Raw genomic sequence first — 12,812 nt, forward strand, 5'->3', positions numbered from 1 at the left:
AGGTAGTATATGACGGACAAGTCGATTAAAGAGTTAGCACTCAGCGTGGGTCGCCATGTTGATAAGCTCCTAGAGCAGGTTCGTGAGGCAGGTTTACCACAGCGTAAAGCTGACGATATTATTACCACCGAACAACAAGATCGCTTAATGAATCATGTGAAAAAGACACAAGGTTCTGATGGCCATGCAGGACAAATCACGTTGAAACGTAAAACGACCAGTACTGCTAAAGTGGCAAGTACTTCAGGTAAGGCGAAAACGATTAATGTAGAAGTTCGCAAGAAACATACATTCGTTAAGCCAGACCCGGAACAAATTAAAGCAGAAGCTTTAGCGAAGGCTCAAGCTGAACAGCAAGCGAAAGCAGAAGCTGAACAGAAGCCAGCACCAGCTAAAAAACCTGCTGATGCACCTAAATCAGGTACAAACAATGCAAGCAAAGCACTAGAAGCAATGCGTGCAGCTCAGAAACAAGAAACTGAGAAACAGGAAACACCTAAAGCCGCTGTTGTGGTAAAACGCAAATCAACTAATAAACCGATTGTGAAAGCAGCGGTTAAACAAGTTGAAACAGCAGAACAGAAAAAAGCGCGTGAAGCTCAAGCAGCTCAATTAAAAGCAGCTGAAGAAGCAGCACGTCGCAAGGCAGCTGAAGAAGCACAACAACGCACCCTTGAGCAAATGCGCAAGATGGCGTCGAAGTATTCTTCTGAAGATACCACTGCAACTATTCGTGTGATTGATGATTCTCCACTTGCTGCTGGTCTGGTTGGCCAGGCATATGAAGACTCATTTGCGAAAGAAGACCGCGAAATTAAACGTGGTACTAACACTTCAAATACACGTTCACCGAAAAAAGGTGGTCGTCGTGGTGAAGAGCAGTCTTTCCGTGATAACTCACACAAACGTGGTTTGAAATCTAGCCAAGCGAACAAGCATGGTTTTGAAAAGCCAGTGAAAAAACAGGTTTATGACGTTGAAATCGGTGAAACGATTGTCGTTGCTGACCTGGCTGCGAAAATGGCAGTTAAGGTTCGTGAAGTGATCAAGTCACTGATGAAAATGGGTGAACTGGTTACTCAAAACCAGGCGATCGATCAGGAAATCGCGGCTCTTGTGGTTGAAGAAATGGGCCATAACCCGGTACTGGTTTCTGAAACTGCAGTTGAAGATAACCTGCTTGAACAGGCTGAAGAAGCTCGTGGTGCGCAAACCACTCGTGCGCCAGTTGTTACGATCATGGGTCACGTTGACCATGGTAAAACATCGCTTCTAGACCGTATTCGTCGTGCCAAAGTGGCGCAAGGCGAAGCAGGGGGTATTACCCAGCATATCGGTGCTTATCATGTAACAACTGATAAAGGTATTATCACCTTCTTGGATACTCCGGGACACGCAGCGTTTACTGCAATGCGTTCACGCGGTGCCAAAGCGACTGATATCGTAGTCCTGGTTGTTGCAGCAGATGATGGTGTGATGCCACAAACTGCAGAAGCAATCGATCACGCACGTGCAGCAGGTACGCCAATCATTGTTGCAATCAACAAGATGGATAAAGACTCTGCTGATCCAGATCGCGTATTGAACGAATTGACTACCAAAGAAATCGTACCTGAAGAATGGGGCGGTGACGTTCCTGTAGCGAAAGTATCTGCACATACTGGTGCGGGTATTGACGAACTTCTTGACCTGATTTTAATTCAGTCTGAATTGCTTGAATTGAAAGCGTCTGAAGAAGGTGCGGCGCAAGGTGTTGTGATTGAAGCGCGTGTTGATAAAGGCCGCGGTGCAGTAACTTCTATTCTTGTACAGAACGGTACGCTGAAAGTGGGTGACCTGGTACTTGCTGGTTCATCTTATGGCCGCGTTCGTGCCATGACTGATGAAAACGGTAAACGTATTAAGTCGGCAGGTCCTTCGATTCCAGTCGAAATTCTGGGTCTGCCAGAAGCACCGATGGCAGGTGACGAAGTTCTTGTTGTGAATGACGAGAAGAAAGCACGTGAAGTTGCCGATGCGCGTATGGATCGTGAACGTCAAAAGCGTCTTGAGCGTCAATCTGCAATGCGTCTTGAGAACATCATGGCGTCTATGGGCAAAAAAGATGTGCCAATCGTCAATGTGGTATTAAAAACTGATGTACGCGGTACATTGGAAGCACTGCATGTTGCATTGGCTGAGCTTTCAACGGATGAAGTAAAAGTACGTATCATCGGTTCGGGTGTAGGTGCGATTACTGAATCTGACGTCACACTTGCTGAATCTTCAGAAGCGGTTCTTCTTGGCTTTAACGTACGTGCCGACAATACTGCACGTCAGAAAGCAGATGCAGACAGTATCGACATTCGTTACTACTCAGTGATCTATCAATTGATTGATGACGTGAAAGCAGCGATGAGCGGTAAGCTTGCTCCTGAACACCGTGAAACAATCTTGGGTGTTGCTCAAGTGCGTGAAGTGTTCCACTCAAGCAAATTCGGTGCTGCAGCAGGCTGTATGGTGCTTGAAGGCGTATTACACCGTAACAAACCGATTCGCGTATTACGTGATGACGTGGTGATCTTCCAAGGCGAGCTAGAATCTCTTCGTCGCTATAAAGAAGTGGTGGAAGAAGTTCGTGCCGGTATGGAATGTGGTCTTGCGGTGAAAGGCTATAAAGACATCAAACCTCTCGATAAAATCGAAGTGTATGATGTGCAATTGATTAAACGGAGTCTTTAATGGCGGGTAGTCAACGTCTGAAGCGTATGGCGGATACGGTACAACGCGAGTTGTCTGAACTGATTCGTCAGGAGCTGAAAGATCCACGTCTGGGTGGTCTGGTGACCATCTCAGCCGTGAAGGTGAGCCCAGACTTAGGATATGCAGAAGTTTATGTCACAGTAATGGGTCGTGAACTTGGTGATGAGCAAAGTGAAGCGGCAAATAAAGAAACACTCGATGTCCTGAATAAGGCATCCGGGTTCTTGCGTCATGAACTGAGCCGTCGGATCAAGACACGTATTACACCTCGTCTACGTTTCCATTACGACAAAACCAATGCATATGGTAACTATATGTTTGGTCTGATTGCTGAAGCAGTGAAGGATTTACCTCCTGCTGAAGACAAGAAAGATGAAGAATAAGCTTTTATAAAGCGCAATAAAAAAGCCACCCTAGGGTGGCTTTTTTATTGTTGAACTTTTAAGTAGAACTGGCTAACTATTACTTTGAATCCTGGTCATTCATTTTCTTTTCATAAAATGCACGACGGCGGGTTTTCTGCCAAGGCAATGGACGTTCTAGTGTTTCTGGCACTTCACCACTCATCGAGCGCAAACGTAAATGCAAGGCCGCTTGCGCCATCAGGTTGGCAGATACCGGTGCAGTAATGAAGGCAAACAGGGTAATCAGTACTTCAGCAAAACCTAAACGACCATAGATAGCCGAAAAAATAATAGAAGCGATCAGAAAGCTTCCCAGGCCTAAGGTACTGGATTTAGTCGGTGCATGCAGACGCATAAAAAGGTCGGGTAGACGTATCATCCCAATGCCACCCACCAGCATAAAAAACGCGCCAATCAATAAAAAAATCGAAACTAGTATTTCTAAAATTAAAGGCATTTAAAAACTCCTAGTCGATGACATGTCCAGTGGTGAAATAGCGGGCAAGGGCAGCGGTAGAAACAAAGCCCAGCATGGCCACCAGTAGGGCACCTTCAAACATGAAAGTGCTGCTCCAGTAGATTCCCAGAATCACCACCAGACAGGTTGCATTTAAAAATAGGGTGTCCAGTGCCAGCAAACGGTCGACGATTGATGGGCCCATAACCAGCCGGATCAGACACAACAACATGGAGATCGTGACAGCACCCAGACAAATCAGCAATGCATATGGCAGAATGGTCATGCTTCAGCTCCTGATTGTGCGCTAAAAATTTTAATCAAAGGTTGTTCATAGCGCTGTTTGATGGTTTCAATTTCAGCCTCTTCATCATCCGTGCTTAAGGCATGGACCAGAATATCGCCCCGGTCCTGATCAATCCCCGCAGAGACTGTACCTGGTGTCGTGGTAATAATCATTGCCAGCAACGTATTCACTTCTTCATGTTCGGTATCCAGAGGAACACGAAACCATTTGGGATGCAGATTTTTGGTCGGTCCCAGTACTAAAATCGCGACTTTAATATTAGCGACAATGATGTCCCAAACAACGACCCAAAACAGGCGCATCGCTGGCACCCACCGGATATTCGGTGTGTAATCAATAAAAGGGGCGACCATTCTCGGAATCAAGATCGCCAGAAATATTGACATAAGGAGTGTGCCGGCTTCCATATTATGGGCCAGCATGATCCAGCTCATCGCCACAATGACCGAAACGAAAGGATGTGGGAACCAGCGTTGAAGTAATGATTCAGCCATTAAAGTCCCTCCGCCGGTTTAAGTTGATTGTCGTCGTATTTGTTCTGTTCAATATACTGCTTATCAATCTGACGCTGTTTAAATTCAGAAATATGATCGCCATTTAAGGTATTTTCTGAAATGACATAAGGAATCAGGTGCGCATTTGGATCAGGCGTTTCACCACCGTATTTGGTTTCTGGTAAATAACCCGGATCAAATGGCTGAACACTGATGAACTTGCCTTCAGCATCACGTTTTAACAGTGCTGCTTCATAAATCGGATTGGTTTTAATCTGTGCTGCGGTCTGATAATTATATTGATAAATCGGTGCAGCAAAAACCACGTAGGCTGTCAGACTGAGCAATAACAGATAAATAACCCTGTCATTTCTTGCTGGTGCCTTGCTTGGTAAGGCTTCATACTTGCTAAATTCTTCAGAATTTTCATCCTGTTCCGGTCGGCTTGAACGCCAGAACAGAATAAAACCGACCCGGGTAAAAGCTAGAATACTCAGTAAGCTGACCAGTAGAACCGTAAAGATAATCAGCATTTGATGCTCAGACTGTCCTGAAGCTTGCAGGATAAACACTTTACCGAAGAAGCCACTGAAAGGTGGCAAGCCGGCCATCATCAAGGCAATGATGAAATACACAATAGAAACCAGCTTATTCTGTTTCATCTGTGGGGCAATTTTAAAGTGATCTTTAAATTCACCGCGTTGTGAAGTAATCCAGCCACACAGGATATAAAACGCTGCGCCAATCAGGGTACTGTGCACCATATAGTACAAGGCACCTGCCCAGGCTTGGGTACTGTTCATGGCAATCGCAATCAGAATGGTGCCGACTGAAGACAGGATCATAAAGCCGACAAAACGGCGTAGACGTTCAGTCCCAATGGCACCGAATGCACCATAGAGTGATGTAATCACACCAATGGCCAGCAGACAGTTCATCAGGATCTGATGGCTGTATTCATCATCAAATACGGTGCCATTGACGCGGATAATCGCGTAGATCCCGACTTTGGTCATGATGGTAAACAGGGCAGCCACTGGAGTAGTGGCAACAGCATACGTTTTAGGAAGCCACAGGCCTACCGGTAACATGGCTGCCTTGATCCCGAACACCACAAATAGCATCAATCCGCCTGCAACGGCCAGCTTATGTTCATCGCCTGCCAAAGTTGGCATCAGACGAGCAACATCAGCCATATTCAGGCTGCCGACACTGCCATAAATCATCCCGAGTCCGATCAGGAACATGGCAGAAGCAAGCAGGTTAATAGCCACATAATGCACACCGAGCTGAAAGCGTGCCTTGCCTTGCCCATGCAAAAGTAGGACATAGGATGCCATTAACAGGATCTCGAAGAACACGAACAGGTTAAACAAGTCACCGGTCAGGAAGGCACCACTAAGCCCCATTAATAGAAAATGGACCATGGCATGGAAATAACGCCCGCGAATATCCCATTCTTTGCTGGCATACCAAACGATGGGCAAAGCGAGTGTATAGGTCAATACCAGCATCAAGGCAGATAGTTGGTCCAGGACCAGCACAATACCAAAAGGGGCAGCCCATTCACTTAAAGTGTAGACACTGATCTGTCCTTGGCTGCTATTGATCAGATAGCCAATCGCCATAATCAGACCCAATAGGGTCGAAATATGACTCACGCCACGACGCCACGGCTGACGCCAGTCGGTAATCAGAGAGCCGGAACCTGGGTTACCTAATAGTACTAAAATAAAGGCAGTAAAAGCCGGTAAAAGAATACTGAAAATAGGGGTGTGTTGATTCAAGAAGTTGAGAAGATCAGTCATTATGGCTCATCCTCACGTGGGTCATGTTGTGGTATATCTTCTTTGGAATCAACGTGATCTGTTCCTGATTCATAACGGCTACGTAAGGCCAGCTGTACAATAAAGGCGGTGGTGGCAAAACCGATTACAATTGCGGTTAAAACCAAGGCCTGAGGTAAAGGATCGGTGACCTGCGTGGCTTCGGTGAGTACTGCAGGTGAATTCATCTGAATACGGCCCATGGCAAATAAAAACAGGTTCACTGCATAACCAATCATGGCCAGTCCGAGGACCACCGGAAAGGTACGTGCCCGCAGAATCAGATAGATCCCGGTGGCAGTGAGTAGGCCAATTGCTGAGGCTAATAAAAGTTCTAAACTAATCATTCTATTATCCTCTTGGTACTGGGCCAGTCATACTGGAGTGACGGGAGTCACCCAGAACGGAAATCATCAGCATGGTCGCACCGACTACGGTGACATAGACACCGACATCAAATAGCGCGGCAGAAGCCAAATGCATATCGCCAAGTAATGGTGGATGAACATGAATATGGGCACTGGTCAGGAAAGGACGTGACCAGAACCAGGCTGCGATACCGGTTAGGCCTGCAATAGTCAGGCCGATGCCAATCCAGATTTCATAGAGACGTCCAGATTTAGCTCCCAGCATTTTTTCTGCATGATCCTGACCAATGGCAACGTATTGAATGATCAAGGCCAATGAGGTGACCAGACCGGCAATAAAACCGCCACCTGGAAGATTATGGCCGCGCATAAAGATATACAGACTTACCACCAGTGCTACCGGTAAAATCCATGATGCAGTAATTCGTAGCATCAAAGGGGAGGGGTTAAAACGGTAAGTCAGGCCTTGGGTAATAGTGGTGCCATGAGCACGCATACCGTCCATTAGACTCAGTACACCGATTGCGGCAATCCCGAGTACGGTAATCTCGCCAAAGGTATCGAAACCACGGAAATCGACCAGAATTACGTTGACGACGTTTGTACCGCCACCAAGCGGAATCGATTGTTGGATGAAGAACCAGGAAATTGAATTATGGTCGCGCGTCATAACCAGCCAAGCAACCGTTGCAATTCCTAGACCCCCGCAGACCGCAATCACTGCATCTCGCCAGCGTCGGGTCGGGCTGGATTCATAAGGTGTGAGTTGTGGCAGGAGTGACAGGCTCATTAGTAGCAGAACCGTCGTTACTACATCGACTGTAATCTGGGTCAAAGCCAGATCGGGTGCCGAGAAACCAATGAAAACCATGGTGACGACCAGACCGACCGCACCGCTGATCAGGATGGCTTTAATCCGTTCATGATGGAACCACAGCATCATCCAGCAGGCCGAGAACAGCAATAACCACAGTACAATGGCAAGCACTGGTGCATGGGTGAGTTCACGGCTACCGGTGTCGATCCCATTGACGACGAGTGGATAACCCACCAGACCAATCGTAAACAGTACAATCCACAAAATATAACTTTGCAGTTTGCCATTTTCAGTCGCACGGCGGAAACGTCTTGAATTTATTAACAGATTTTTTAGGAACAGATCAAACAATACACGGCCTTGCAGTTTGCCCAGTTTTGGATCCAGATCAATTTCCCGGATCGCACCGCCTTTGGCCAGTGCAAAATAGAAAATTGCACCGCCGAATATCGCAATAATACTCATCACCAGAGGTAGATTAATACCGTGCCAGAGGGCGAGGTGAGTTCCTTCAAAGGCGAAATTCTGGGTTGACGCTTGTGTGGTGCTATTTACAATCTTTTCGACCAGCAATCCTGGTAACAGACCAACTGCAATACACAGAAAAGCCAGTAAGATAGCCGGTGCACGCATACCAAATGGCGGCTCATGCGCATCTTTATTTGGGACTTGCTGGCCTAACGGACCATCAAAAAACACGCCATGTACCAGGCGAATCGAATAGGCGACAGCGAAAATCCCGGCTAGTGTTCCTGCAATAGCAGCACCGACCATGACTGGGCCACTTAAGTTTGCGACCAGTTCGGTAAAGAACATTTCCTTGGACAAGAAACCATTGGTTAATGGAATACCAGCCATGGAGGCGGCGGTGATCATAGTCAGTGTTGCGGTAAAAGGCAGCATTTGCCAAAGACCAGACAATTTTCGCAGATCACGAGTACCGGATTCATGGTCAATGATCCCGGCAATCATGAACAAGGCAGCTTTAAAGGTTGCATGGTTAATGATATGGAAAATTGCTGCTGCCACAGCCAGTGGTGAGCCAATACCCAGCAAACACATGATCAGGCCCAAGTGGCTAATAGTTGAATAGGCCAGCAGACCTTTCAGATCTTCTTTAAAGATGGCAAAGAACGCTGCCACACACAGGGTAAATAACCCGATAAAAGTAACAATATTATGGAACAGTGCCGCGCCTGCAAAAATCGGCAATAAACGTGCGACTAAAAACAGGCCCGCTTTGACCATGGTGGCAGAGTGCAGATAGGCAGACACCGGCGTCGGTGCTGCCATGGCATTTGGTAACCAGAAGTGAAACGGGAACTGCGCACTTTTGGTAAAAGCACCGAGTAAAATTAATAATAATGTCGGTACAAATAGGGCATGCGCCTGAATCTGTTCGCCCATCATCAGAATCTGGTCAATCTGATAGGTACCCGTCATCTGTCCGAGCAGAATAAAGCCACCCAGCATAGATAAGCCGCCCATCCCGGTAATGGTTAGAGCCATGCGTGAGCCGCGTTGGGCCGCTTCGTAATTGCTCCAGTAACCAACCAGCAGAAAGGAAGAAATACTGGTGAGTTCCCAAAAGATCAGGAGAATCAGAAGATTATTAGACAATGAAATGCCGAGCATCGCTGCCATAAACAGCATCAGCAGGAAATACAGTTTACTCAGGGAGTTTTTAGGGCTGAGATAGTAATAGGCATAGATATAAATCAGGGTGCCAATACCACTAATCAGCAGAGCAAACAGCATGCCCAAAGCATCCAGCCGGAAACTGAAATCGATTCCAAGCTGGGGTAGCCAGGACCAGGTCTGGGTAATTACCGTTCCATTAAATACAGCAGGCGCCTGACTCAACAGTAATAAGAAACTGCTGAGGCTGACGGCAATTGCTCCTAAAGCCGTTACCCCGCGTGAAAATTGCTTCAGCCACGAGACAAGGGTTGTGCCTAATACTAACGGTAACAATATAATAATTGGCAGCACACTCGTATCCATTGTCGTGATATAGGTTAAGGTCAACCTAGGGTGAATCTTTATCTTTCAAGGATTACAGGACCGCAAAGAGCGACCCAAAACTTCTCGATCTTGAAAGCCAGAATGATATTCAAACAGAATAAAACAGTTGTATTGCGCAACTTATAAACGATAGCAAATTCCGATTTTACAACGAAAATTGCAAGTAAAACCGATCATATTACAGGATAACCACAACATCAATGTTTTTATGTAGAACTTGTAGATTATACGTAAGCTTGGTTTTGATATGGGGTGCATGCTTGAACATCTCGTACAAATTTGACCGAAAATAAAGATCAAACTCCCTGCATTTATTGATAAAAATTTATAACTTCTTGATCAGGAATGCAGAAAATCAAAACCTATTCTTGCATCCTGATTTTAATTTTTAAATTGCATTATCGTTTCAGCACTATTTAAGAAGATTGAGGCAGGCTTTGTGAATTATCCTGACTCAACAGTTGTAAAAGTTCTTGCTGCTGTTCTGTGCTTAACTGATCCTGAATCAGTTGCAGAACAGACTGAGCCGTCAGGTTGACTGTTTCTGGTTCCTGAAGTGCATCTTCAACTTTTTCTATATCTGAATGATTCTGGCTAATCTCAAGTGGCAACTCTGCATAGAGATGATCATACTGAACCTGCATTGGATTCAGATGGATGGGATGCAATTGTTTATTTTCCAATTTTAGACACTGAAAATCCTGAGCCTGTTCCAGCAATTCCGGCCGGTTTCCAGTCACAGTAATCTGCAAGTTAGGAAATGCCTGATGCAGACGCGGTAAAATGACGGCAGCCATGTCCTGGTCCAATTGATGGTCAATTTCATCAATCAGCAAAATGCCAGTACCTTCCTGACAGGGAAATAAACTGTGCGGATTAAGCAGACAAAGGCGCCGTACAACATCTCCCACCAGTGCAATCCAGTTTCGGATACTGCTCGACAACTGCTGAAAGCTAAAGGTGTGATCCTGATAACGCACCATGAATTGCAGCTTGGGCTGGTAATCGAGATAAATCTGGCTAAGTTCCGGCAGCACAATGGATAAAGCCTTACGCAAGGCAGTCAGGCTTGGCGTATGCATATGCGCTTTGGCTTTTTCAATTTGCTGGGCCAGCTGATCTGCCTGTATATCATCCGATTGCTGTAGCGCCTGATCTAGAATCTGGTCAATGATCTTGGCACTTTGTGCATTTTCAATATCACTAACTTCACGAAACCATTCAAAGAAACGTGCAAAAGTCGTAAAGGGAATGGCGGTAATTTCATAGGCATGCGCAGTCTGAAAAATGGCCTGATTATTTTTGCTGAGTAAATTGATTTCATTGACGAAACGTTCAGCCGGATAGTAGGCGATCATAGGTAGACCGAGCAAAGGGTCATGTTGCCTTGCCTTTTGATAGAGATTCACCATGGCATCGAGTTGCTGGGTTTCCGCTTTGGCAAAGCCAATGCCCTGACTATTTAAGGTTTTATATAACTGCCAGGAACAGGATTGGACAGAGGTCGCTTCTCCCTGTGCTGATTCAGGTAATGATCCCAAATCATCAGGAAAACACACCTGGATATCAATTTTGGATTGCAGACGATTTTGCAGGATATCCTGATCTAGCATACTTAAACCTGCGGTACGCAAGTCGCGAAAACGTGCAGAAAACCAGGTCAAAGCCTGATAACTCAAGCGCAGCAAGGTGGTTTTACCCGAACCTTGATCACCCAGAATTAAAGTCACAGGTGATTTTTGCAGATCAAAATCGAGCTGGATATTGGAAAAGTGCAGAGCATGTTTGAGTTGTATTTTTTCGATGTGCATGGATCACCTGTAGCGTGATTTTTACATCTATGTTTTACCTTAGCCGACGGCTTGGCGCAGTGACTGTGGCATCCTGATTTTCAGTTGTTGAATGAGGTCATAAATGTGATGAATATTTAAGCTTACTTTAGCACGAGTACAGGCCACGTAAAGCAGACGTAACTCTTCGTCACTAATTTTATGGTCTTTCTCATTCAGCTTGAACTGGTAGTCATCTTCAATATGCACACGATCCCATTCCAGACCTTTGGCCTTATGCGCGGTAGAGATGATGTAGTCCGCTTGCCCAATCGGCGTGATTTTGGCGAGAGCAGTTTTCAGGGGATCAGTACCATGTTCATCGACCAGTTTGACTAAAGGCTTGATATCACTGCCTTCATTGGTCTCACAGTATTCGTGTACATCATGCCAGGAATTAAACCAGGCCAGTTCAGGTACATCAACCACACGTTTGCCCTGTTTCAGCATCGCAGCGGCATCAACAAAACGGTTTAATTTGACATGATCCGCTTGAAGGCTGACTTTATCGCCACGTACTAAGCCGGCGAGTAACAGTTCCATAGCACGCGCATTGGTCCGGCATAGAATCGCATCGCGCAATTTGGTATGTGGTTTATTGACCACTTTAGAATGTAAATGCGGATTACCGAGTAGGGGCACGGTTTCATTCAATGCTCCTAAAATCGCATTGGCATTCAGTGCAATTTCAGGCCCAAAACGGAATGAAGTGGTCAGACGAGATTCGGGTAGCGGCAGCTGCTGCATGGCATTCACTGCGCCACGCCAGGCATAAATCTGCTGATGTGCATCACCGACATAGATGACCTGAGTGCTACGCTGTTTCAGCAAAATTCCCAGCATCAGTGGGTCGGCATCCTGTGCTTCATCAAACAGCACATAGTCGGCAGGAATATTGGGCTCAGACAATGCCCAAAGTTTCAGGTAAATATCATGCCCAATCCCGGCCTGATGATTGGGATCAATTGACTCTAACCAACGCCGTTCAACTGCTGGATAGAGTTTCTTTTGTAGTGCTTCAATATCATCTGGATGCAGCCAGCTCGGTGCCTGAATATGTCGCGGGGCAGGGTACTGCGAACTGGTTGAGCAGAAATAGCCAACTGCATTCGCGACCAGACTGGCCAGACGCGAAGGCATCAGTACATATTTTTCATAACGTCCGCCCATCATCCGGCGCAAGGTCATCGGTTCAAGGCGATATTCTTTGGCAATAAAGCTTGGACTTAAACGCGGTAGGCGTAGTTTATCCGTGACTCCACGTGGAACACTGCGAAAAGCCAGGGAGTGGAAAGTACGACAGTCGACACCACGATGAAACTTGTTTTGTGCTTCTGAGGCAATGGATTTATTAAACGCCAGATACATGCCGCGCCGTTCCGGCATGGCATCACTGATCATTTGCAGGGTCGTGGTTTTACCTGTACCCGCATAGGCAATGACTTTAAAAGATTTTCCCAGGCGTGCGTTATCAATAGCAGTTGCCTGCTCATAGGTCGCTTTGGGTTTTTGCAGATCAGACACAGGTAGATTCATTCACGAT

General features: G+C 46.2%; 10 protein-coding genes. 2 read left to right on the top strand and 8 right to left on the bottom strand.

What is annotated here, in order from left to right; all coding sequences use genetic code 11:
* The first annotated feature begins 9 nt into the window (after positions 1-9).
* The gene (gene infB / locus FTV25_RS07515; protein WP_159122710.1) at positions 10-2,721 is read left to right on the top strand and encodes a translation initiation factor IF-2; all 2,712 of its coding nucleotides are present in this window, start codon (positions 10-12) and stop codon (positions 2,719-2,721) included.
* A complete protein-coding gene (locus FTV25_RS07520) occupies positions 2,721-3,125 on the top strand; it encodes a ribosome-binding factor A (RefSeq protein WP_004810065.1) in 405 nt (134 codons plus the stop codon). The genes infB and FTV25_RS07520 overlap by 1 nt, the downstream gene beginning before the upstream one ends.
* 79 nt (positions 3,126-3,204) lie before the next feature.
* Here FTV25_RS07520 and FTV25_RS07525 read toward each other — a convergent pair whose 3' ends face one another.
* The 8 genes from FTV25_RS07525 to FTV25_RS07560 all read right to left on the bottom strand — a co-directional run bounded on the left by FTV25_RS07525 (position 3,205) and on the right by FTV25_RS07560 (position 12,793).
* Complete coding sequence (locus FTV25_RS07525) at positions 3,205-3,603, bottom strand: Na+/H+ antiporter subunit G (RefSeq protein WP_005233541.1); 399 nt, start codon at positions 3,601-3,603, stop codon at positions 3,205-3,207.
* A 10-nt stretch (positions 3,604-3,613) separates the two neighbouring features.
* Positions 3,614-3,889 carry a monovalent cation/H+ antiporter subunit F gene (locus FTV25_RS07530; protein WP_004787192.1) on the bottom strand — a complete coding sequence of 92 codons (276 nt, stop codon included), beginning with the start codon at positions 3,887-3,889 and terminating at the stop codon, positions 3,614-3,616.
* Positions 3,886-4,404: a Na+/H+ antiporter subunit E gene (locus FTV25_RS07535; RefSeq protein ID WP_034169751.1), complete on the bottom strand. Its 519-nt coding sequence runs from the start codon at positions 4,402-4,404 to the stop codon at positions 3,886-3,888. The genes FTV25_RS07530 and FTV25_RS07535 overlap by 4 nt, the downstream gene beginning before the upstream one ends.
* Complete coding sequence (locus tag FTV25_RS07540; RefSeq protein WP_180002772.1) at positions 4,404-6,212, bottom strand: monovalent cation/H+ antiporter subunit D; 1,809 nt, start codon at positions 6,210-6,212, stop codon at positions 4,404-4,406. Before FTV25_RS07540 ends, FTV25_RS07535 begins: the two co-directional genes overlap by 1 nt.
* The gene (locus tag FTV25_RS07545) at positions 6,212-6,577 is read right to left on the bottom strand and encodes a Na+/H+ antiporter subunit C (protein WP_180002770.1); all 366 of its coding nucleotides are present in this window, start codon (positions 6,575-6,577) and stop codon (positions 6,212-6,214) included. The genes FTV25_RS07540 and FTV25_RS07545 overlap by 1 nt, the downstream gene beginning before the upstream one ends.
* Positions 6,578-6,581: 4 nt before the next feature.
* Entirely contained in the window at positions 6,582-9,419 is a 2,838-nt protein-coding gene (locus tag FTV25_RS07550; protein ID WP_180002768.1) for a monovalent cation/H+ antiporter subunit A, read from the bottom strand.
* 437 nt (positions 9,420-9,856) lie between these two features.
* Positions 9,857-11,251 (bottom strand): AAA family ATPase, encoded by a 1,395-nt coding sequence (locus FTV25_RS07555; RefSeq protein WP_180002766.1) that lies wholly within the window; start codon positions 11,249-11,251, stop codon positions 9,857-9,859.
* Between the two features lie 39 nt (positions 11,252-11,290).
* Entirely contained in the window at positions 11,291-12,793 is a 1,503-nt protein-coding gene (locus tag FTV25_RS07560) for an AAA family ATPase (RefSeq protein WP_180002764.1), read from the bottom strand.
* Positions 12,794-12,812 lie beyond the last annotated feature (19 nt).

It is taken from the genome of Acinetobacter sp. YH12249, assembly GCF_013417475.1.
Lineage (GTDB): Bacteria > Pseudomonadota > Gammaproteobacteria > Pseudomonadales > Moraxellaceae > Acinetobacter.